General features: G+C 59.6%; 21 protein-coding genes and 1 pseudogene. 12 read left to right on the top strand and 10 right to left on the bottom strand.

Annotation, left to right across the window (positions count from 1 at the left end):
• The first annotated feature begins 33 nt into the window (after window positions 1–33).
• Genes GSQ93_RS27515 through GSQ93_RS27505 form a run of 3 tightly spaced genes read left to right on the top strand, consistent with a single transcriptional unit; the run spans window position 34 to window position 2,538 of the window.
• The gene (locus tag GSQ93_RS27515; protein WP_158938817.1) at window positions 34–789 is read left to right on the top strand and encodes a glutamine amidotransferase; all 756 of its coding nucleotides are present in this window, start codon (window positions 34–36) and stop codon (window positions 787–789) included.
• Window positions 782–1,687: a ribokinase gene (locus tag GSQ93_RS27510; protein ID WP_158938816.1), complete on the top strand. Its 906-nt coding sequence runs from the start codon at window positions 782–784 to the stop codon at window positions 1,685–1,687. The genes GSQ93_RS27515 and GSQ93_RS27510 overlap by 8 nt, the downstream gene beginning before the upstream one ends.
• 11 nt (window positions 1,688–1,698) lie before the next feature.
• Complete coding sequence (locus GSQ93_RS27505) at window positions 1,699–2,538, top strand: BtpA/SgcQ family protein (protein WP_158938815.1); 840 nt, start codon at window positions 1,699–1,701, stop codon at window positions 2,536–2,538.
• 109 nt (window positions 2,539–2,647) lie between these two features.
• Here GSQ93_RS27505 and GSQ93_RS27500 read toward each other — a convergent pair whose 3' ends face one another.
• Window positions 2,648–3,421, bottom strand: a complete 774-nt coding sequence (locus GSQ93_RS27500) for an SDR family NAD(P)-dependent oxidoreductase (RefSeq protein WP_158938814.1) — start codon at window positions 3,419–3,421, stop codon at window positions 2,648–2,650.
• Window positions 3,422–3,596: 175 nt separating this feature from the next.
• Between GSQ93_RS27500 and gcvA the strand changes: the two genes are divergently transcribed.
• Window positions 3,597–4,529, top strand: coding sequence for a transcriptional regulator GcvA (gcvA, locus tag GSQ93_RS27495; protein WP_158938813.1), 933 nt, complete (start codon window positions 3,597–3,599; stop codon window positions 4,527–4,529).
• 151 nt (window positions 4,530–4,680) lie between these two features.
• Window positions 4,681–5,313, top strand: coding sequence for a LysE family translocator (locus GSQ93_RS27490; RefSeq protein WP_158938812.1), 633 nt, complete (start codon window positions 4,681–4,683; stop codon window positions 5,311–5,313).
• Here the strand turns inward: GSQ93_RS27490 and GSQ93_RS27485 are convergent.
• A complete protein-coding gene (locus GSQ93_RS27485; protein ID WP_254074089.1) occupies window positions 5,208–5,732 on the bottom strand; it encodes a PepSY domain-containing protein in 525 nt (174 codons plus the stop codon). The genes GSQ93_RS27490 and GSQ93_RS27485 overlap by 106 nt on opposite strands.
• A complete protein-coding gene (locus GSQ93_RS27480; protein ID WP_158938811.1) occupies window positions 5,711–6,970 on the bottom strand; it encodes an MFS transporter in 1,260 nt (419 codons plus the stop codon). Before GSQ93_RS27480 ends, GSQ93_RS27485 begins: the two co-directional genes overlap by 22 nt.
• Window positions 6,971–7,118: 148 nt before the next feature.
• On the opposite strand from GSQ93_RS27480, the gene GSQ93_RS27475 reads away from it, so the two are divergent.
• From GSQ93_RS27475 to GSQ93_RS27460, 4 genes are all read left to right on the top strand, one after another.
• Window positions 7,119–8,027: a LysR family transcriptional regulator gene (locus GSQ93_RS27475; protein WP_158938810.1), complete on the top strand. Its 909-nt coding sequence runs from the start codon at window positions 7,119–7,121 to the stop codon at window positions 8,025–8,027.
• Window positions 8,024–9,214 carry a YbfB/YjiJ family MFS transporter gene (locus GSQ93_RS27470; RefSeq protein ID WP_158938809.1) on the top strand — a complete coding sequence of 397 codons (1,191 nt, stop codon included), beginning with the start codon at window positions 8,024–8,026 and terminating at the stop codon, window positions 9,212–9,214. The genes GSQ93_RS27475 and GSQ93_RS27470 overlap by 4 nt, the downstream gene beginning before the upstream one ends.
• Window positions 9,215–9,308: 94 nt before the next feature.
• Complete coding sequence (locus GSQ93_RS27465; protein WP_158938808.1) at window positions 9,309–9,818, top strand: DUF1697 domain-containing protein; 510 nt, start codon at window positions 9,309–9,311, stop codon at window positions 9,816–9,818.
• 160 nt (window positions 9,819–9,978) lie between these two features.
• Window positions 9,979–10,482 (top strand): cupin domain-containing protein, encoded by a 504-nt coding sequence (locus GSQ93_RS27460; RefSeq protein WP_158938807.1) that lies wholly within the window; start codon window positions 9,979–9,981, stop codon window positions 10,480–10,482.
• 117 nt (window positions 10,483–10,599) lie between these two features.
• Here GSQ93_RS27460 and GSQ93_RS27455 read toward each other — a convergent pair whose 3' ends face one another.
• A complete protein-coding gene (locus GSQ93_RS27455; protein WP_158938806.1) occupies window positions 10,600–11,046 on the bottom strand; it encodes an SRPBCC family protein in 447 nt (148 codons plus the stop codon).
• Window positions 11,047–11,229: 183 nt separating this feature from the next.
• Entirely contained in the window at window positions 11,230–12,150 is a 921-nt protein-coding gene (locus GSQ93_RS27450; RefSeq protein WP_158938805.1) for a helix-turn-helix domain-containing protein, read from the bottom strand.
• A 166-nt stretch (window positions 12,151–12,316) separates the two neighbouring features.
• Between GSQ93_RS27450 and GSQ93_RS27445 the strand changes: the two genes are divergently transcribed.
• Window positions 12,317–13,216, top strand: coding sequence for a DMT family transporter (locus GSQ93_RS27445; RefSeq protein ID WP_158938804.1), 900 nt, complete (start codon window positions 12,317–12,319; stop codon window positions 13,214–13,216).
• Window positions 13,217–13,376: 160 nt separating this feature from the next.
• Here the strand turns inward: GSQ93_RS27445 and GSQ93_RS27440 are convergent, their stop codons facing one another.
• From GSQ93_RS27440 to proX (GSQ93_RS27430), 3 genes are all read right to left on the bottom strand, one after another.
• On the bottom strand, window positions 13,377–14,501 hold the full coding sequence (locus GSQ93_RS27440; protein ID WP_254074088.1) for a DUF3466 family protein: 1,125 nt from the start codon (window positions 14,499–14,501) through the stop codon (window positions 13,377–13,379).
• 387 nt (window positions 14,502–14,888) lie between these two features.
• Complete coding sequence (locus GSQ93_RS27435) at window positions 14,889–16,073, bottom strand: M20 aminoacylase family protein (RefSeq protein WP_158938803.1); 1,185 nt, start codon at window positions 16,071–16,073, stop codon at window positions 14,889–14,891.
• A gap of 109 nt (window positions 16,074–16,182) precedes the next feature.
• Window positions 16,183–17,220: a glycine betaine/L-proline ABC transporter substrate-binding protein ProX gene (gene proX, locus GSQ93_RS27430; protein WP_158938802.1), complete on the bottom strand. Its 1,038-nt coding sequence runs from the start codon at window positions 17,218–17,220 to the stop codon at window positions 16,183–16,185.
• A 350-nt stretch (window positions 17,221–17,570) separates the two neighbouring features.
• Here proX (GSQ93_RS27430) and GSQ93_RS27425 point away from each other — a divergent pair, with 350 nt between their 5' ends.
• Window positions 17,571–18,383: a hypothetical protein gene (locus tag GSQ93_RS27425; protein ID WP_158938801.1), complete on the top strand. Its 813-nt coding sequence runs from the start codon at window positions 17,571–17,573 to the stop codon at window positions 18,381–18,383.
• Between the two features lie 179 nt (window positions 18,384–18,562).
• Entirely contained in the window at window positions 18,563–19,606 is a 1,044-nt protein-coding gene (locus GSQ93_RS27420) for a rod shape-determining protein (RefSeq protein WP_089164788.1), read from the top strand.
• Between the two features lie 51 nt (window positions 19,607–19,657).
• Here GSQ93_RS27420 and GSQ93_RS27415 read toward each other — a convergent pair.
• Together GSQ93_RS27415 and proX (GSQ93_RS27410) are read right to left on the bottom strand one after the other, a co-directional pair.
• A pseudogene (locus GSQ93_RS27415) lies at window positions 19,658–19,807 on the bottom strand (rhodanese-like domain-containing protein); the annotation flags it as partial.
• A 60-nt stretch (window positions 19,808–19,867) separates the two neighbouring features.
• Entirely contained in the window at window positions 19,868–20,914 is a 1,047-nt protein-coding gene (proX, locus tag GSQ93_RS27410) for a glycine betaine/L-proline ABC transporter substrate-binding protein ProX (RefSeq protein WP_158938800.1), read from the bottom strand.
• Window positions 20,915–21,148 lie beyond the last annotated feature (234 nt).

Below are 21,148 nucleotides of genomic sequence, written 5' to 3'. Positions count from 1 at the left end.
ACACGGCCCGCCGCGCGCTTAAGGAGCACATGCATGACCAAATCTGTTTTGCTCGCCGGAGAGAGCTGGACGAGCATGTCGACGCACATCAAGGGCTTCGACCAGTTTCCAACCGTGACCTATCAAAACGGCGCGACGATCTTCCTGGATATCTTCAAGGACAGCACCTATGCGATCACGCATATGCCGAGCCACGAAGCGCAGGAAGCCTTCCCCTCCACGCTTGACGGATTGCTCGCTTATGACGCGATCATTCTCTCGGACATCGGCGCGAATACGTTGTTGCTGCATCCTGACACGTGGGTCAAGAGCCAGCGCACGCCGAACCGTCTCAAGCTGTTGCGGGAGTACGTCGAGGCCGGACGTGGGCTGATGATGATCGGCGGTTACCTGAGCTTTCAGGGCATCAACGGCAGTGCGCGGTTTCGCAATACACCGGTCGAGGACGTGTTGCCGGTCACCTGTCTGCCTTACGACGATCGTGTTGAAGTGCCGGAAGGGTTCGTCGCGAACGTGGTCGCTTCGCACCCAATTGTCGAAGGGCTTGGAACGCCCTGGCCTCACTTGCTGGGCTATAACGAAGTGCAGTTGAAAGCGGGTGCAACACTGATCGCGACGGTTCCCGAGACTGGCCATCCGCTATTAGTCGCGGGTACGCACGGCCGCGGACGCACGCTCGCGTGGACCAGCGATATGTCGAGTCACTGGCTGCCGCCGGAGTTCTCCGCCTGGGAAGGCAACGCGCGGTTATGGACCAACTGTCTTGACTGGTTGACCTCCGATGAATGAAGCGGGCGTTTGCGTTATCGGCAATGCAGCGATCGACCTGGTGTTTCGGGTCGATCACTTGCCGCTTGCCGGTGAGACTTCGCTCGCTGTCAATACGCTGCACGACTTCGGCGGCAAGGGCGCGAATCAGGCGGTGATGGCGCAACGCGCGGGCGCCCAGGTGCAGTTGTTTGCTGCGCTCGGCCACGACGCCGAAGGTGACCGGTTTTTGGCCAGGCTCGTGGAAGAAGGTATCGATACCCGTCATATCGCCCGCTTGCCGTGCATGACGGATATGTCAATTGTTACGGTCGACCAGCGAGGCGAGAATACGATCGTGACGCGCAACGACGCAGCGGCTCGCTATGTGCCGTCGCCCGGCGCGGTACTCGATGCAACCCGCAGCGGCGACTGGATTGCCCTGCAAGGCAATCTGAGCGAAGCCATCACAGCCGAGCTCTTACGGCATGCGCACGCCGGCGAGCGCCATACCCTGTTCAATCCCGGACCAGTTTGTTTCGATTGCCGCCCGTTGCTGAACCACGTCGACATTCTCGTGGTCAATCGCGTGGAGGCCGCTGCGCTGACCCAGCTCGAAAACCCCGAAGACGCCGCGCGTTCGCTGGGGGAATCGGGCGCAGGCGAGGTCATCGTCACGCTGGGTTCCGAGGGCGTCCTCTGGTGCCGCCCGGGTCGCACAGCGCTGATACCGGCAACGCGAGCTAATGCCATTGACACCGTGGGTGCCGGCGACGCGTTCTGCGGGTCTCTCCTCGCGGCGCTTGCGCAGCATCTCCCCATGACGGTTTCCTTGCAGCGGGCGCAAACCGCCGCCGCGTTTGCCGTCGCAAGAAGCGGTACGCAGGCCGCCTTTCCGAGCCGCGCCGAGTTGCGCGGGCTATTCAACTCTCTAACCTGAATTCAATCGATATGGAAACTTCATCTGGCGTGGGGCGCGGACGCACCGATTGCGTCGAGCAGATTTTTGGACGCCCGCGTGGCGTTGTGATCGGTGTGATCCACTGCCCGGCGTTTCCGGGTTCGCCGCGTTATCAAGGGGCTTCGAGCGAGGCTATTTACAGCGCCGCACTCGCCGATGCAGTGGCCTACGCGAAAGGCGGTGTCGATGGACTGATCGTCGAGAATCACGGCGACGTACCGTTTTCGAAGCCGGACGATATTGGTCCGGAGACCTCAGCATTCATGTCGGTTGCCGCCGATCGAATTGCCAGGGAAACCGGTTTGCCAATCGGTATTAACGTGCTTGCGAACGCGGCGCTTCCCGCGCTTGCGATCGCGGCCGCAAGCGGCGCGGCGTTCGTGCGAGTGAATCAGTGGGCGAATGCGTATGTCGCGAATGAGGGACTGATAGAAGGCGCAGCGGCGATCGCGTTGCGCTATCGGGCAAAACTGCGCGCCGACGGTATCCGCGTTTTCGCCGATGCCCACGTCAAGCACGGTGCGCATGCGATCGTGTCGGATCGTTCGCTCGAAGAGCTTGTGCGCGACGTGGAGTTCTTCGATGCCGACGCGATCATCGCAACGGGCCAACGCACCGGCGATGCTGCCAGTACCGACTATCTGCGGCAAATCAGGAATGCGACGACATTGCCGCTGCTCGTTGGCAGCGGTTGCACGGAGCGAAACATCGCGGAGATCCTGTCGGTAGTTGACGGTGTGATTGTGGCGAGTTCTTTGAAGGTCGGGGGCGTGTGGTGGAATCCCGTCGATGAAAACAAGGTCCGCAGTTTCATGCTGGCAGCGCGGTAGGGAATTGGTTTTCGCTCGTGCCGTTCACCGGCGCAAGCGATAACCGATTAAGCGGACAAAATGGAAATGGGCAAACCATCCCAATCCTTCATGATCTTCGCCTCTCCCCTCAGATTCGGCCAGCCGTCACGCCGCCATCGACTGGCAGCACCGTGCCGGTAATCCACGAGGCCTCGGCGGATGCAAGAAAGAGCATGGCCGACGCAACATCGGCAGGCTGACCGTTGCGGCCGAGCGGATGAAAAGCGTTGAACGACGGCAGCGTTTCCTTCACTTGGTCGTCGGTCATGAACGTGTTGTAGACCGGCGTTTCAACCACCGCAGGCGCAACCGTATTGATCCGGATATTCAACGGGGCGAGTTCGATCGCGAGATTGCGGGTCAGCGCATGCACGCCCGCGTTCGCAGCGGAGTATGCGGCTGACGGCGTCGCGCCAATCGCCTGAAGTGCCCATAGCGAGCCTGTCTGCACAATCGCGCCGCCACCCCGCAGCTTCATCGCACGCGCCGCAGCCTGGGCCATGAAGAATTTGCCCTTCAGGATGGTGTCGATGAACCAGTCGTACTCCTTCTCATCGACTTCCAGAAACGCCTTGGGGCGAAACACGCCTGCGTTATTGATCAGGATATCGACACCACCGAACGCCTGCGTCGCCAGATCGACCAACGCGGCAGCCGTTGCAGGCAGAGCGATGTCTCCGGCGTGGTAACGCACCTTCGCGCCGCTCGGGTCGATGTCCTTCGCTGCCTGCTCAAGCTTTAACGTGTCACGCCCGCCAATGACGACCGATGCGCCCTCAGCAACAAGCCGCTTCGCCACTTCTTTACCAATGCCCGAACCACCACCGGTCACAATGGCGACCTTTAAATAAAAACTATTCATAACCGTCACCTGTTTTTTCAATGATTCTTTCCGCGAATTTGCTCGCGCCGGGCGTTTCAGGCATTCCTTTGCAGCAATTAGAACCCCTTCAACACATAGAGCCAGTGTAGGAACGTCGCGTCGTCCCGACAAATCAGTTAATCTTTCCGTACGTTAAAGAAAATCTTTGTTCCCTATGAAATATCCTGTTCACCTGAACGCGCTTCGGGCATTCGAAGCGAGCGCGCGGCATCAGAGCTTCTCGGCTGCGGCAACGGAGCTGCACGTCACGTCGGCCGCTGTGGGGCAACTGGTCCGTGGTCTCGAAGAGTGGCTGGGGGTTCCCCTCTTTCACCGCAGCGCCAGCGGCGTTATCCGGCTCGTCCCGACCGATATCGCGCAACGCGCACTACCGGATATCCGCGCCGGCTTTGACCGGCTGACCCTCGGGCTAGCACGCCTGCAGGAAGCGTCGACGAACGGTGTGCTGACCGTGACAACGAGCCCCGCGTTCGCCGCAAAGTGGCTACTTCCGCGGATCGATCGCTTCCAGCAGGCTCATCCAGAGACCGACCTGCGCCTTGACACAAGCCTCAAGTTGCTAGATTTCACGGCTCACGGTATAGATGTTGGCGTTCGATATGGGGCGGGTTCGTGGCCGGGGCTCACCGCCGAGAAACTGTTTGATGAAGAAATCTATCCCGTCTGCTCACCCGAGTTCCGGCGAAAGAATGGTGGACTTCGGACGCTGTCCGGACTCAAGGGACGCACGCTGATCCACGACCTTTCAATGGAAAGCAGCTCCGGTTTCCCAACCTGGCGCACCTGGCTCGATACGGCGGGTATTAATGACGTCGCGTCGAATCGCGGACTTCGCATTAATAACTCAGCGGCCGTAGTGCAAGCTGCAATTGACGGACACGGCATTGCCCTTGGACGGAGTGTCATGGTGCACGACGACCTGGCGGCCGGACGCCTCGTGCGGCTATTCAGCCGCACATCGTGTCCGTCGCAGCTTGCGTATTACGTGGTCTATCGGCCTGAGTGCGCGGTACTGCCGCGTCTGTCAGCGTTTCGCGATTGGCTGCAGTCCGAATCGATGATCACGCGGGAAAGCATTGAGAAATAAGCTCAGTGTGCTCGGCGTCTCGAGCGTGGCGTTCTCGCACATCGGTTCAATGCCCCTTTCAAGTCCCGTTCGCCCTTGATGCCACCTTTTAATCGATGGCATCATTCGTCTACGGTTGTCCCCAATCTGACACGATCCAGCGAGCTTGCGAATGTCCTTTCACACTTGGTTTCTCTTCGCGACAGCGTATCTGATCACCACGATTTCTCCCGGACCCAACGTCCTGCTCGTCATTCGCAATACCGTGCGATTCGGCAGCCGTGGCACGGCTGCGACCATCGCCGGGAATCTGTTGGCTCAGTTAGTCGTGGTGATGCTTGTGGCATTGGGGGTGGGCGCGGTCCTCGCAGCCATGCCGCCGTTGTTTCTCGCCATGAAGGTCTTGGGAGCGGCTTATCTTATGCTCCTGGGTGTGAAGCAATTGAGAAGCCGGAAGCCCAAGGCAGCAGCATCCGACAACGCCCTGCCCGCGCACTCTCTCGACAAGCGGAAAATTTTTCGGGAAGCGTTAATGGTTTCGGGAAGCAATCCCAAGACGTTGATATTTCTTTCTGCTTTCATGCCGCAATTTATCGTGCATGATCAGCCGCTGCCGGCGCAGTTCATCGTGATGTACCTGACTGTTGCTTGCATCGTGGCGATGGTGCACACCATTTACTCGTTCGGCGTTCGCAGGATTCATAGCGGGCTTGGTACAAACCGCTGGATTGAAGCGCTCAAGCGTTGCAGTGGCCTGGTCTTCGTCGGTTTGGGTATCAAGCTTTTAACCGCGAAGCAAGCTTGACGATCCGATGCAACGCAATCAAAAACGTTGGGAGCACGGAAGTGGTCTTCTCCATCGTCAGTCCAAAATGACGAAGGCGGGAAAATAGTGGCGTCGAGTGCGAGTCGTTCGATCAACCGGCCATGAGACGTTACTCGAATTTTTGGTGAAAGCGGCCACTCGCGGATGACAAAACCGCCTTGTATAGGCGCCGGTCGCCACCGACATCGCAATAACGGGCCGATCGTCGCGCCACCAACGCGATGCAGATCGTACAGCGCGCGGGATGTCCCCTTCCGCAGCTCAACACGCCAGTGCGGACGCCCGGAGCGCGGCCACCACAGCACGAGGCCCGACGCGAGCAGCAACAGGTAGAACAGCGCGACGAACGCGAGCAGCGCCTTGCCCGTGTCACACCTCACGTCCTGGTCCTCGCCCATCGATTCAATCCAGCACAGACGAGCAACAAGGACGCCGTCACGAAGAACACCGCACGCAAGCCGACGTGCGCGCCGATTTGCCCGCCGATCAACGGGCCTATCACCTGCCCGCTGAACTGCGCCGACTGCAGATAGCCCAGTGTCTTGCCGGAATTGTGGTCTGAGACCGCGTGCCGGATCTCCTTCGCAATCGATGGAAGCAGCCCCGCGAGCGTCATGCCCATCAAACCGCGAAGAATGGCCAACTGCCACCATTGATGAACAAACGCCTGCGGCACCAGTACCACGCTTGTCGCCACCAGACACCCGATGATGACCTTCGCGCTGCCGATGCGATCTGCTAGCGCGCCAAAACGTGCAGCTGTCAACATGCTGCCGAATGCCGACGCCGCCATCACGATCCCGGCCATGCGCGCGACATGGTCTCCCGGCACGCCGAGTTGCCCGATATAAACGGTGATGATCGGCTCGATCGACATGTTGGCGAGCAGCACCATCATTGCCGTCACCAGCAGCGCGACGATCACCGTGCGATTGATTGTGGGAGGCAAAGCCGCGCCGGCATCACTCCGCTTTTTCACATCGGTCGCGCGATCAAAGTCTTCACGCACAACCAGAATTGTCAGCAGCGCAGCCACGGCGATGATCGCGCCGCCTACGAAGAATGTGCCGCGGATACCGACGTATGTTGGCAGGAAACCGCCGACCAGCGGTCCCACGAGATTGCCCGCGAGCGCACCCGTCGACAGCACGCCTAACGCCCACCCTGCACGCTCGCGTGGCGCCTGCGTGCCGACCATGACGATCGACGCGGACGCATAACCGCCGATCAACCCCGCGATCAGCCGCAGTACGACCAGCTCGGTCAGGTTATGCGCGAGCCCGATCAACGACATCACGATGGCCATGCCGACCGCCGCACGGATCAGCATGGGCTTGCGGCCATAACGGTCCGCGAGGCGTCCCCAAAGTGGCGCGGTAATCGCGGTGCCGAAGAACGTTGCACCGAATGCGACGCCCGACCACTGCACGACCGCCGCCGGAGAACTCACGCCCAACTGCTGCACATACAGAGGCAGAAACGGCAGCAACATGCTGAGACTGAGCAGCGTTGTAAACGACCCGAATACGCAGACAAAAAGGTTGCGCCGCCAGTACGGCGCGTTGCGTTCGGCATAGCTCAGCCTTTGCACAGGGCCGTCCGGCGGCATCAGGGAACTGCTTGCTTGCGGAGTCATGAAAGCCTCGAATCGTTCTATCAGGCGTTGAGCGATGGCCGGGCGCATGGGCGTCGATCCGGGTCACCATCGCCAAAGAAGTAGACTGCTTGCATATTATCTCAATTTGGGAATATGATGTTTACATCGTTCTCTAATTGAGATTTTTATGGACCACACCAGTCTAGAGATTTTTCGCGTCGTCGCTGCCGAACTCAGCGTGACCCGGGCGGCCAAGCGGCTCGGCCGCGTGCAGTCGAACGTGACCACGCGCATCCAGCAGCTCGAGGAGGAACTGGGCGTGGCACTGTTTCGGCGCGACGGTAATCGTCTTACGTTAAGCACGGAAGGCGACCGTTTTCTCGGTTACGCCAACCGCATGCTCGCGCTGGCTGACGAAGCGCGACAAGCGCTGAGCCCGCAAGCGCCCTCGGGCACGCTGAGAATTGGCAGCATGGAAAGCACGGCCGCGGCTCGTCTTCCGGGACCGCTTTCAGCCCTTCACGTGCAGTACCCCGACGTCCAGCTCAGGATTTCGACAGCCCCCTCGCGACAATTGATCGAACAGGTTCGCAGCGGCCTGCTCGATTGCGCGTTTGCGGCGTTGCCGCCATGCGGCGAGATGGCGTCGGTGGTGGATCTTGAAGCAGCCGGGCTCCACGGCGAGCCGGTCTTTCGCGAGGAAATCCTGCTCGTGCTGCCGCCCGGACACGCCGCCGTCCGCAAGGGTGCGGATATCGCCGTGCGTTCGCTTGCCGCGTTCGCACAGGGCTGCAGTTATCGCGTGCTTGCCGAGGAATGGTTCGGTCAGGATAGCTCACTACTCGACATCCAGGAGGTCGGGTCGTACCACAGCATGCTTGCGTGTGTTGCGGCGGGCGGCTGCGTATCCCTCGTGCCGCGCAGCGTGCTTGATCTGTTGCGCGAACCACCGGCGTTCCGCATTCATGTCGTGGCAAAGGTGGATACGTGGCTCATCCATCGAAACGGATACGAGACGGCGGCATTCAACGCGCTGCGCGAAGCGCTCACGCCATTCGTGTCGAAGCAACTCGCAGCAAAGAGGAGATCATCATGAGCACGATTCGGCACGCTTCGTTGACAGCACGTCAAGGCACCGCGGCACTGATCGCCGCTCTTGTCATGGCGGTGGGAATGGGGTTCGGACGCTTTGCGTTCACCGGCATCTACCCGGTCATGGTCAGTGATGCCGTGCTGACCGTGCACCAGGGCACGCTCGCCGCTTCGGCCAACTATGCGGGTTATCTGGCTGGGGCTCTGCTGACTGCCGCCGTGCATCCGCGACACTCGCGCAGGCTGTGCATGCTGGCGCTCGCGGGCATCGTGGTATGTCTCGGGGTGACCGCCGCATTGAATGCGCCGTGGCTGATTATTGCCATGCGTGGCATCACAGGCGCCGTCAGCGCGGTCACCATGGTGGCGGCTTCGCTCTGGCTGCTGCAACATCGTGGCCACACGAGCGGCGCGCCCATGCTGTATGCGGGGGTGGGCTTGGGCATTGTGCTGTCGTCGGAGATGCTGATCGCGGGACGTGCGTTCGACTTGCATAGTGCCGGGCTCTGGTGGGTCTTGGCAGCAGGCGCGTTGATCCTCGGTGCAATTGCGCTGCCGAGTCTCGCTCTCGATGCACGCCTGGTTGACTCCCCCGGTCAGCGTGCAACCTTGCACGGACACGAGTCCTTCCCTGCGCTCGGTGCAGGACGGCTGATCGCGCTCTACGGACTGGCGGGCTTCGGCTACATCATCACCGCGACCTATCTGCCCTTCTTCGTCAGGAACGCAATTGGTTCAATCGATCCCATCCAGGTCTGGGCGCTCTTTGGCCTGGGCGCGGCTCCGTCGTGCTTCATCTGGCACGCACTCCATATGCGCCTTGGTACACGACGCGCGTTGTTCCTGAACCTCGCACTGCAAGCGATCGGCGTGATCTTGCCAGTGGTGGCGCCGAACCCTGCCGGGTACCTCGGCAGCGCATTGATCGTAGGCGGTACATTCATGGGCACCACGACTATTGCGATGCTCGCAGCCCGTCGGGTCGCACACACGATGCGCGTCAGCATTCTCGCCGTGATGACCGCATGCTTTGGCATCGGACAGATCGTGGGACCGCTTGTCGCCAATGCGATGTACGCACCGCACCATTCGTTCTCAGGGTCGTTGGTGACGGCTGCGGCAGCACTGGCCGCTGCGGGCCTGTTTTGCATCCGTGTGGGCACGTCTGGCGAACGGCAAACGGCATCGTGAGCGGGAGAAGTCGACCAACGCCGCTACGCGAGATCCGGTTTAATCGACCGATGGCAAGTAGCCATGCAGACAAAAATCGCAATAGAATACCCGGATGACTACTTACGCCGCTCTCTTGCAGGCCGTGAATGTTGGCGGCACCGGCAAGCTCCCCATGTCCGAACTTCGCGCGATGTGCGTCTCCGTCGGTTTTTCCAACGTGCGCACGTATATCGCCAGCGGCAATGTTGTGTTCGAAAGCAAGCTTTCGGAAGCAGCCGTGAAAGCGAAACTGGAGCGTTGCCTTGAGACCTATGCGGGAAAACCGGTAGGGGCTCTGATCCGGACAGGCGCTGAGTTGGCGGCGGTTCTTGCCAACAATCCCTTCGGTTCAGCGGCGCAGAATCAAACCGTCGCAATATTTCTCGATGCACCGCCTCCCGCTGATGCGCTGGATAGTGTAACCGGCCAGCAAACCGAAGAAATAGCACTCGGGACGCGTGAGATTTACGTGCACTACGAGGACGGAATAGCGCGTTCAAAACTGAAAATCCCGGCCGCCGGAACGGGGACCGCTCGCAACATGAATACCGTGGCCAAGCTCACCGAGTGGACGGCAGCGTAATCAGCGTCAGGCGAAGGCAAAAAAACAGGATCGAAAATCATGAACGACACGCCAGATGCATTGCCGGACAGCACAGCAGCGTCTTGACACAGCACCAGCCCAACAATAACGCTTGATTTGGTATCCGAACTAATACGATCATCGTCGATAAGGAGAGTGCATGAGCGCCAAGGCCGATGAACTTGCTAAAAAGCTCGTACGAAATTTTAACGACGTTGAGAAAACCGCCGAAGTTCGTTTGCCTCTATACGAGACGCTCAGCGCGCGGCTTGCAACGGATACCGCCGCGAAACACCTCGGTGCATCGATTGATATTGTCGCTGCGGGAAAACGCTCATGTCCGTATCACTTTCACCATGCGCAAGAGGAAATGTTCGTCATCCTCGAAGGGAATGGAACGCTTCGTGTTGCGGATGAACTGATTCCAATCAAAGCCGGCGATGTCATTTTCATTCCGCCGGGCCCGGAGTATCCGCATCAGATCATTAACTCATCGGAAGCGTCGCTCAAATACCTTTCGATCGGCACACGGCACGACCCCGAGGTCGTCGAATACCCGGACTCAGGGAAGTACCAGGCGATCGTTCGCGGCAAGAAGGAAGTACCCCTGCGCGTTATTCAGCGAAAAGCTAACTCCCTCGATTACTGGGAGGACGAACCCTAGGCCCGCAGTGCGCTCACGCCTCACTGCATGAGGAATCTTCGCTGTTCAGTTGCTCCTCAGCACAAAGCGGACGGCGGACAGCCGCGAACAACAGCGTGCACGTCCATGCCGGCGTAGTCAGTCGGGAATTTCAATCTCGACCAGCTTGCCCAACTGAACCAGCGACTCCTGCCAGCCGAGGTAGCACATCTCGACAGGAATGACCTCGGGTATGCCTTCCTGCACGACGGTGAGCTCGGTTCCACAGGACACCTGCCGCAATGAAATGGTGACGTCCATCTGGCCGGGCAGGTTCGGGTTATCGAATCGGTCCGAGTAGCGGATCTTCTCGAACGGCACCAGTTCGACGTACTCGCCACCGAACGATTGGCTGTGGCCGGTACTGAAGTTACGGAAGGACATCTTGTGTGTGCCACCAACACGGGCATCCATGTGGTGGACCTGACACGTGAACCCGTAGGGAGGGAGCCACTTCGCCATTGCATCGGGTTCGAGGAAGGCTCGATAGATCCGTTCGGGGGGAGCGCGCAAGACGCGATGAAGACGGACGGTTCCGGTAGTCATGTGTGATCGCCTTTCAGTTGAGAAGTTGAACCTACCTCACGACGATTCGGCGACGCTGGTATCGACATGAATTGAGATCAGTAAAAACCCGTAGACGCCGATCCGTTTCACCCGCTACTGAAGCTTCCTTCAAGTGCGGGTGACTGCCATTAGAGTCTTCGTCGGATGCGCTCCCGCTGTCAGCTACCAGGCGCCAACAGCCTGCCGGAATGCAGTCGGTGCGACACCGGCGCTTTCGCGAAAACGGTGGCTGAAATGGCTGGCGTTCGCATAGCCGCATTGTTCGGCGACCTGCGCGAGCGGCAGCGCCGTGGTGCGCAGCAGCCTGCGTGCGCGGTCGAGCCGCTGTTGCGCGATCCACGCAGCGGGCGGCAGTCCGAACGACGTGCGGAACATCCGTGCGAGGTGAAACTCCGATAGCGCGGCAACGCCGGCCAGTTCGCCGAGTGTGAGCGTTTGCCCAAGATGGGTGTCGATGTACTCCCGCAGGCGCCGCCGGGTCGCAACCGATAAACCGCCCTTCATCGATGTATCCGTCCGGCGCACGCCTTGTGCGCGCAGCAGCAGGCTCAACACCTGATGCGCGGTTTCGTTGGTACGCAGCAGGCCGTCGGGGTCCTGCCAGTTTTCATTGGCGAGCGTTTGACAGAGGCTCGCAATACGAGCGTCTTCGAAATAGGTGCGATCCGCGAGCGTCAGTTCGCGTGGCTCGCGATCGAGCTCCTGCACGGCACGTTGCGTGAAGTGTTCGGGCAGGAAGTACAGATGCATGAAATGCATGTGACCACGGACCCACCAGCGCGATTCATGGTCGCCCGGCAGCGCGCATAGACGCGCTGGCGCGCCATATCGACCCGGCATTTTCTGACGTTCAGTGCGATAGCCACCGTCCAGATAACACGAGAGCGTGTGGTGACCGGGCCGGTCATAGACGGTCTCGGCTTCCTCCGTGTCGCGTGTCCACACCGCGATGGCCAGTTGATCGCCCAGCCACGCAAACCGTTCCAGATTCGCGTTGGCGCTGCGCAGCGTGTGACAGACCGAATGAAGGCCGAACGGCGTTTCGGTGGAATCCATCGCAGTGGCAGGCGGTTTGGCGTTCATGGGACGAGCGGGATGTATCTGATCACAGGGTAACCGTCAGCCGTCAGTATATGCGGCGTTATGAGCCACGGTCCGACGCCACCAAGAAGTGCGCAATCCTGGACAAGTGCGGCAGTCCCTGCTGCAGCATAGTTGGATTCCCGTTTCTTATGCTGCAGGCCGCGCCATGAATATGTTGCTCTATGCCGTCACCGTCCTGATCTGGGGCACCACCTGGATTGCGATCAAATGGCAGCTCGGATCGGTGCCTCCGCCGGTATCGATTGCGTGGCGGTTCTGGATCGCCGCGCTGCTGCTGTTCGCGCTGCTGCGCCTGATGCGCCGTCCGATCTGGCCGCCGCGCGCCGCATGGCGCTATCTGGCCGCACAGGGACTGGCGCTGTTTTGCGTCAATTTTCTATGCTTTTACTACGCCGAACAGGTCGTGCCGAGCGGACTGGTCGCAGTCGTGTTTTCGACCGCACCGCTTTTGAACTCGATCAACGGACGGCTGTTCATGGGCCGCCCCTTGCAAGCCACGGCCATTGCCGGCGCGGCGCTGGGCCTGGTCGGCATTGTCTGCCTGTTCGTTCAGCAGATGCCCGGACATCTCGGCGACCACGCTGTGTGGTTCGGCCTCGCGATCGCGTTTCTCGGCACCTTCTGCTTCTCCGTCGGCAATCTGCTGTCGAGCCGGATGCAATCGATGGGTCTGCACCCGTTCGCCACCAATAGCTGGGCAATGCTGATCGGCGCCAGCGTATTGACAATAGGGAGCGCGCTGACGGGCTTTTCCTTCGCTATCGAGCCGGACGCGCGTTATCTGGGCGCGCTCGCCTATCTGGCCGTGTTCGGCTCGGTGATCGGCTTCACGGCGTATCTGATGCTGGTCGGGCGCATAGGGCCGGAACGGGCTGCCTACAGCACCGTGCTGTTTCCGATCGTGGCGCTGGCGGCATCGACCGTGTTCGAAGGCTACCAATGGACCCCATTGGCCGTGGTCGGGCTCGTGCTGGTGGTGGCCGGTAATCTGGTGGCATTCGATTTGACACGGCGCATCTTTGCGCGCCGGGTGCAGCATTCATGATCTTCTCGACCGATGGTACAAAGCCGCAGCCAGAAGCATCGGCCCGCGTTTAGCGCACGACACGATGGGTGCAGGGCGCAAAAGCGCTGCGAAACCACGCGCTATGGCGGGTCCCGCAATCCAACCATTTTTGGCGACCGCTAGAGCTAGAGATCGGCGGTCATCTTTCGCGTGTCCACAGGACGGCGTGCCACACGGAGGAATCCGGCGCGGAGTAGCCCGCGACCTGGCCGCGATTGTTGATCCCCTGAGCGATACTCTGGTCGTCACCGGGGAGCGTGCCCAAGTCGGTCATCACCCCTTTTTCAAACAAAAAGGCATGCTGCTGCCACCCGCTTGCGGTGTTCGACGAGCCGACCACCTGGCCGCGCTCGTTGATCCCGTAGGCCGCACTCTTATTGCCACCGGGGAGTGTACCCAGGTCGATCATTACCCCTTTTTCAAACAGAAAGGCGTGCTGATCCCCGTTTGCGACAGTCGACGAGCCGACTATCTGGCCGCGATTGTTGATCGCGTAAGCAATACTGGTGTTGCCGCCGGGAAGCGTACCCAAGCTGGTCATCACCCCTTTTTCAAATAGAAAAGCGTATTCATTGTTGTCGCTTTCAGTGGACCAGCCGACCACCTGTCCGCGCTCATTGATAGCGAGAGCGAAGCTGTAAGCGCCACCGGGAAGCGTGCCGAGGCTGGTCATCACCCCGTTTTCATATAGAAAGGCTTGCGATGCCCGGCTGGCGTTGAACGACCAGCCCACCACCTGGCCGCGCTCATTGATTGCGTTGGCGGCACTGTTGTCGCCTCCGGGAAGCGTCCCCAGGTCGACCACTTGCCCCTTTTCAAACAGGGTAGCGCGTGGGTACCCGCTCGAGTTGAACGAGTAACCGGCTGCCTGGCCGCGATTGTTGATCGAGTAAGCGGCGGAAACGGTATCGCCACCGGGGAGCGTGTGCAGGTCGGTCAGCACTCCGTTTTCAAACAGCGTAGCGTGCTGATCCCCGCGCGCGTCGAACGAGTAGCCGACCACTTGGCCGCGCTCATTAATCCCGACAGCCTGACTGCTGTTTCCCCCGGGCAGCGTACCAAGATTCTTGATGACGAGACTTTCCGCTGCGGCGGGCTGCAATGCGGCAACCGCGAGTAGCGTGAAAACAAGCAGGACGCGTTGAACATAATTCGTATTGCTAATTAGCTTATAGGTAGATTTCATGATGATCCCTTTTCCTGAGACACGACCTGGACCGCAATCGGAGACCTGACCACAGGCGTGCCGAATGCGCTTTGACAAGAACTACGTGAAAATCGTGGACAGGGCGGGACGTCAATCCAGCCGAGGGAATTGCTATATGACTATCCAACAGGCGGCGTAGCGACAAGCCCGGTGTTTGCACTCGCCTACGTCGGACAGCGCATATAGCGCGCACCATGGACCACCGTGATCGATAACAAAATCGCCCATAAGCCGCTCCCCTTCTGGGATTGGGAATTGTGTGCAGATAGAAGTTATCGATCAGTTTAGTCTAAGGAATGTTTTTTTCAACTTATTAAATGATGGCGCGGATTAATGACATCGCAAAATCGTGATGACTCGAATTTGCTTGATGGTGGATTAATCCATAACCCGGGTTCGAGCGCTCGGCTCACTGGACCTTTAACGTCGAGAACCGTAGAGCCATCACCGCGCCGCCAAGAATCGCTCGGCGAGTTTCACCCAATACGTCGCGGCGATCGGCAAACATTCATCGTTGAAGTCGTAGCCCGGATTGTGCAGCATGCAATCGCCGCTGTTATGCGCGGGGCCGGTTCCATTGCCCACAATGAAGTAGCTGCCGGGAACAGCCTGCAGCATGAACGAGAAATCCTCCGCCCCGGCCGTGGGACGCATGTCGGCTATCAGCCCCTCCTCCCCTAACCAGTCGTGCGCGACCTGGCGGGCGAACTCGGTGGCAGCCGGGTCGTTGACGACCGCCGGACATCCCCACTGATAATCAACCTTTGCCGTACAGCCCAACGTGGCCGCCTGCGACTCTGCGACTTCTATAATGCGGTCGTGCAAAAATCGCTGCATGTCGGGCCGCAACGCGCGAACTGAAAGCGTCAGTGTCACGACCTCCGGAATGACATTGGAGACGGTTCCACCGTGAATCTCGCCAACGGTGATCACCGCGGTATCGAGCGGGTCGGTATTGCGCGAGACGATCGTTTGCAGCGCGATCACGACGTGAGCCGCAGCGACAATCGGATCCGCGGCCAAATGCGGTCGTGCGCCATGACCTCCCTTGCCGTAGATGCTGATGTATACGGTATCGGACGACGCCATGAAGCATCCCGGCAGGAAGCCAAACTTCCCGACTGCCTCACCGGGCCGGTTATGCAAACCAAAGACCATGTCGCAAGGGAATTTATCGAACAGGCCCTCGTCGACCATGATTTTCGCGCCGCAATACCGTTCTTCGGCGGGTTGAAAGATCAGGTTCAACGTACCGGAAAAATGCCGTGTTTCCGACAGATAACGCGCAGCGGCGAGCAAAATGGCGGTATGACCGTCGTGGCCGCAAGCGTGCATCACGCCCTTGCGCTGGCTGGCATAGGACAGGCCTGTCGACTCCTGGATCGGCAACGCGTCCATGTCTGCACGCAAGCCGAGGCGACCGGTGCCGGTCCCCACTTTCAACGTGCCGACCACGCCCGTTTTCGCGAGGCCTCGATGCACCTCGTAACCCCATGCATGCAGACGTTCCGCGACAAGATTGCTGGTCTCATGCTCCTCGAGCGAAAGTTCCGGATGAGCATGAATACGATGGCGCAGGGCGACAATTTCATCGCTTGTATCGAGAATGCGAGCTAGCACGTCTGTCATGGATTCTTCCTCGGTATTGTGTTGGTTGGGGTTGATCGAAAAGGCGTTGGTTCACCGTAGTTCACAGGGTCACGCAAGCGGATAAAACCCACAGCACGGAATTGGCCGCTCAATGTGCGGCGCGAGCCGTGGCAACCCACTGGGTGAACTGCGATCCATTTGCTGCCAGCCACTGATCGGCAAGCCGGCCAAACAACCCGGTCGAACTGTGCTCCTTGCTGATCGCCAACTCCCAGTCCGCCCAGACCGCAGGCGAAAACTTGATCTGCTGGATCAACGCCTTGATGCCCGGATTTTCGGAAATGAACACCCTGTTCGCTACCGATCCGGCATTCCACGATGCCATGGCCATATGGCACGGATCAGCGCCACCGGCACAACCAACAACTCCCTTTACAAGGGCCGAGCCGGTGTTGGGCATCTTGGGCGGCAATGCATCTGCGGGCACAGGAAGCCATACGACGTCCCTGCCCGGAACCAGGCCGCTCGTGACCCACGACGGGCTCCAGGCGTAGAAAAATGCTGGCGAGCCGGACTTGATACGCGCTACGGCATCCATCATTAACGCTTCGTACTTGCCGCTCACCACGTGAACATTTTGCGCGAGTCCGAATTTTTTCAGCTGGTAGTTCACGACGTCTGCGCAACTCCAGCCGGGGTCGCAACTAATGAGTTCCGCTTTTCCGTCCTCGCCGAACAGACTGGCGATATTCGGGTCCTTCATCTGTTCAATGCTCGTGATGTTGTGGGCAAGCGCCGTTTTCCTGTCGATCATGTAGCCGTTCACACCGCCCCCGGCAATGAACCCGGTGCCGATGATTTCCGCCTGTTTTTCGACGGACCGGAACTCCGGCTCACGTTGCGGCAAATTGACGTCGGTCGACAGATCGACGTCTCCCTGTGCGACCGCCGAAAAAAACAGCGTGATGTTCATCGTGCTGAGCTTGATGTCATAACCGAGCGCCTTCATTGCCCGCGCGACGATCTGGTCCGCGACATAGTTCGCGCCGAGACTGTCGGCCTGCACGTAGCGCACCGTCTTTCCGGAGCCTGGGAGCGTATCGGCGAATGCCGAGATGTTTGCTATGGAGAAAATAAATGTCGCTGTAACAACCGACGCGCGGACGGCCCACTTGAAAGTCTTCATTAGCGTTCCTGCTCGTTAGCGTAGGGTTGCAATTTTTCAGCATCCGGATGCAATCAGATCAGGTCACATGCTAGTTCACGCGCGATATTGGATCTTCCTACGGACAGAGGGAAAGACGGCGCCCTCGCCTCTTCGGTTCAAGTGAAGCACGGGGGCCAACAGGGGCAAAGGGGCAAAGGGGCAAAGGGGCAAAACGGATTGATGGTGGCCCATGCCGCGGTTCACCTCCGAACCGGCAGTACTGCAGCCGACGCGATTGGAAACGACCGCCCCATCGGTTGCATCGACCGCAATACCCTCCGCAGGATGATCGACAACTTGGAACTATACTGGGGCACCTGGAGGTTTCAATGGCCGAACACGACCGACTACATCCCCTGCGTCCGCTCCTTAAGAATTGGGTTTGGGAGCATGGTCGAATTGGGACTCGCTATCTGGACTACGTCGATGGCGAAATCAAGTTTGATGAAGGTAAAAAATCGCATTTCGCGGCCGAGAAGTATATCTACGTGCCGCTCGACAAGGACGCTCAAGACGATGGTTCTGCAGAAGGTCCTGCAATCCAGGACGCGGGACTTGCCCGGTTTCTGCGGGCTGCGCAATTAGGCACGCCCGAGGAAGCCGGCTCTGTCGCGGAGGTTCAGCGCGCCGTGCAGGATTGCGTGGAACTCGGCCTGTTCAGTGCTTATCAACGGGAGGCCCGCGAGGCATTGGCCCGCTATGCGCAGGAGGCCATGTTCGACGACGAGATCCGCGCAGCCGTTGTAGAAGACATCCGGCGTATTTATACCGGCATGCGCGAGCAACTGGCGCTATACGATTTCAGTGTGCTTTACGGCTTGCCCACGCCGCTGCTGATCAGCGAGGCGCCCTTCATCGACTGGCGCGTGGCGGTCAGTCCGGGACTTCCGTTTGTGTCGCTTCCACTGGGACCCTACTGCCTGCTGGTCGGCGCGGTGTCGGGCAGGAAAAGCAAAATCGGGCCGGTTGTATGGAAGGCGGCTTCGGCGATGGGCCCATTGAAAGACCACAACCGCCGAATCGCGGAGCACGCGCGTCTGTGGCTGGTGGCGACTACGGATGACCAGCTCATCGCGGCGCAAAGCCGCCTTGCCGCGGTCACGGGAACGACGGGATCCAAACAGGAGAACGCGAAGCCCTGACCGGAGTCGGCGGGGTCCGGCCCGTCATCTCCAGGCATGCAGGTCCTCGCTGAGAGCACTGCGCGTGGCGGCGCTACGGCTCCGTTTCCCCGAAGCTGTTACTCTTCCCCATTCTCGACCGCAGCTTGGTCGCACGTGACGGGGCCAAGCGCTTGCCGTCAAGCAACACAGGATTTTGAATGTTCGGTTTTCTGCGCAGTTATTTTTCCAACGACCTGGCGATTGATCTCGGCACCTCAAATACGCTGATCTATATGCGTGGCAAGGGTATCGTCCTCGACGAACCCTCGGTCGTGTCGATTCGTCAGGAAGGCGGCCCGAATGGCAAAAAAACGATTCTGGCGGTGGGCAAGGAAGCCAAGCAGATGCTCGGCAAAGTGCCGGGCAACATTGAAGCCATCCGCCCGATGAAGGACGGTGTAATTGCCGACTTCAGCATTACCGAGCAAATGATCAAGCACTTTATCCGCATGGCGCACGAACCGCGCATGCTGGCGCCATCGCCGCGGATTGTTGTCTGCGTGCCTTGCGGGTCTACTCAGGTCGAACGACGTGCGATCAAGGAAGCCGCGCATAGCGCCGGCGCGTCGCAGGTCTACCTGATCGAAGAACCCATGGCAGCCGCAACCGGCGCCGGTCTGCCCGTGTCTGAAGCAACCGGCTCGATGGTGGTCGACATCGGCGGCGGCACGACCGAGGTAGGTGTCATTTCACTCGGCGGCATCGTGTACAAGGGTTCCGTGCGCGTCGGCGGCGACAAGTTCGACGATGCAATCGTCAACTATATTCGTCGTAACTACGGCATGTTGATCGGTGAGCAGACCGCTGAAGCCATCAAGAAAGAGATAGGCTCCGCTTTCCCCGGCTCCGAAGTCAGGGAAATGGACGTGAGGGGCCGCAACATGTCCGAAGGCATACCGCGTAGCTTCACGGTATCCAGCAATGAGATCCTCGAAGCGCTCTCCGATCCACTGAACCAGATCATTTCGGCGGTGAAAATCGCACTCGAAAACACGCCTCCTGAATTGGGTGCCGACATCGCCGAGCGCGGCATCATGCTCGCGGGCGGCGGTGCATTACTGCGAGATCTCGACCGCCTGCTTGCCGAGGAAACCGGCCTGCCGGTGCTCGTGGCTGAAGCCCCGCTGACGTGCGTCGTGCGCGGCTCGGGCATGGCGCTCGAACGCATGGACAAATTCGGCAGCGTCTTTTCGTACGATTAAAGGCTACGACGCAGTCGCTCGTACGGTTGCCGCATGTGGACCTTCGAGCGATTACATGCGGCCGTTTTCGACTACACGGCCGTCTGCACGCCAGCGGGGCATACCGCCGGCAAGGTTGGCAATCCGCTCGAATCCACCCTGTCGCAGCATGATCGTGGCTCCTGCCGACTGTTCGCCGGCTCGGCAGACAGTCGCGATCGGGCTCCGCCATCTGCGCGGGGTAGCCTGAACGACGCGCCCGATAGCATCGAAACTACCGCGCTAATGCGCCTTGCTTGCCGTTGCCACCCATTGTTCAAACTGCGGCTTGTTGCTTGCAAGCCAATCGTCGGCGAGCTTGGTGATCTGCGTGGACGAACCACCGTTCTTGCTAATCGCATATTCCCACTGCGACCACGTTGCGACAGAAAATTTGATCTGTTCGATCAGCAACTTGATTGCGGGATTCGCGGCGATGAACTCCTTGTTCGCCACGGAGTTGAAATTCCACGACGACATCGCCATGCGGCACGGGTCAGCGCCGCCAGCACAGCCTTCCACGCCTTTCACGAGAGCCGTGCCCTTGTTAGGCACGTTGCGCGGCAGAGCATCCGCGGGCGTAGGCAGCCACACCACGTCCTTTCCCGGAACCAGCGCGTTCATGGACCACGACGGACTCCATGCGTAGAACAACGCCGGTTTGCCAGTCTTCACGCGCGTCACCGCATCTACCATCAATGCCTCGTATTTGCCGCGCACGGCATGGACCGTTTGCTTGAGGCCGAATTTATCCAGCTGGTAATCCACCACGTCGCCGCAACTCCAACCTGGGTCGCAACTGATCAGTTCCGCACGCCCGTCGCTGCCGAAAAGCCCCGCTATCTTGGGATCCTTCAGTTGCTCCAGACTGGTGATGTTGTACGCAAGCGCAGTCTTCTTGTCGATGACATAGCCGTTGATGCCACCGCCTACAATCATGCCGCTGCCGACTATTTCCGCCTGTTTCTCAACGGTTCGAAAACCTGGTTCGCGCTGGGGGAAATTCACATCGGTTGCGATATCCTCGTCGCCCTGGGCCGCAGCCTGGAAGAACAACGTGGTGTTCATCGTGCTCAATTTCACGTCGTAGCCAAGCGCCTTCATCGCTTTCATCGCGATCTGCGCCGCGACATAGTTGCCGCCGAGGCTGTCACCCTGCGCGTAGCGGATCGTCTTGCCGTCACCGGGTAGTGTTGACGCAACCTGCGTGGCTGCAACCACGCTCGCCGACGTCAGGCCGACAACTGCGACGGCAGCAAGTGCGCTTACTGCCCGGACAAATGCTCTCATCAATGCTCCTCTTTCGTGATCGATCTATCGTCTGGTTGTCGAACCTGACGCGCTTTGGGTTTGCTTATTTGTGTCAGCTCAAGTCAACTGATTTTCCGGCACGTCATCACAAGGCTTTTTCAGCATCGTGGGCCGAGTCTGCCGTTGCCGCCGTACCCCTGGGAATGCGCCCGCCCCTGATAAACCTCGCCAGCACCGGCAGCAGCGCGCTGCGAGTTCCGCCTTTCGACTGAG

It is taken from the genome of Burkholderia sp. S171 (genome assembly GCF_009766085.1).
Classification (GTDB): Bacteria; Pseudomonadota; Gammaproteobacteria; order Burkholderiales; family Burkholderiaceae; genus Caballeronia.
This window is presented reverse-complemented; position numbering and strand designations above follow the sequence as displayed.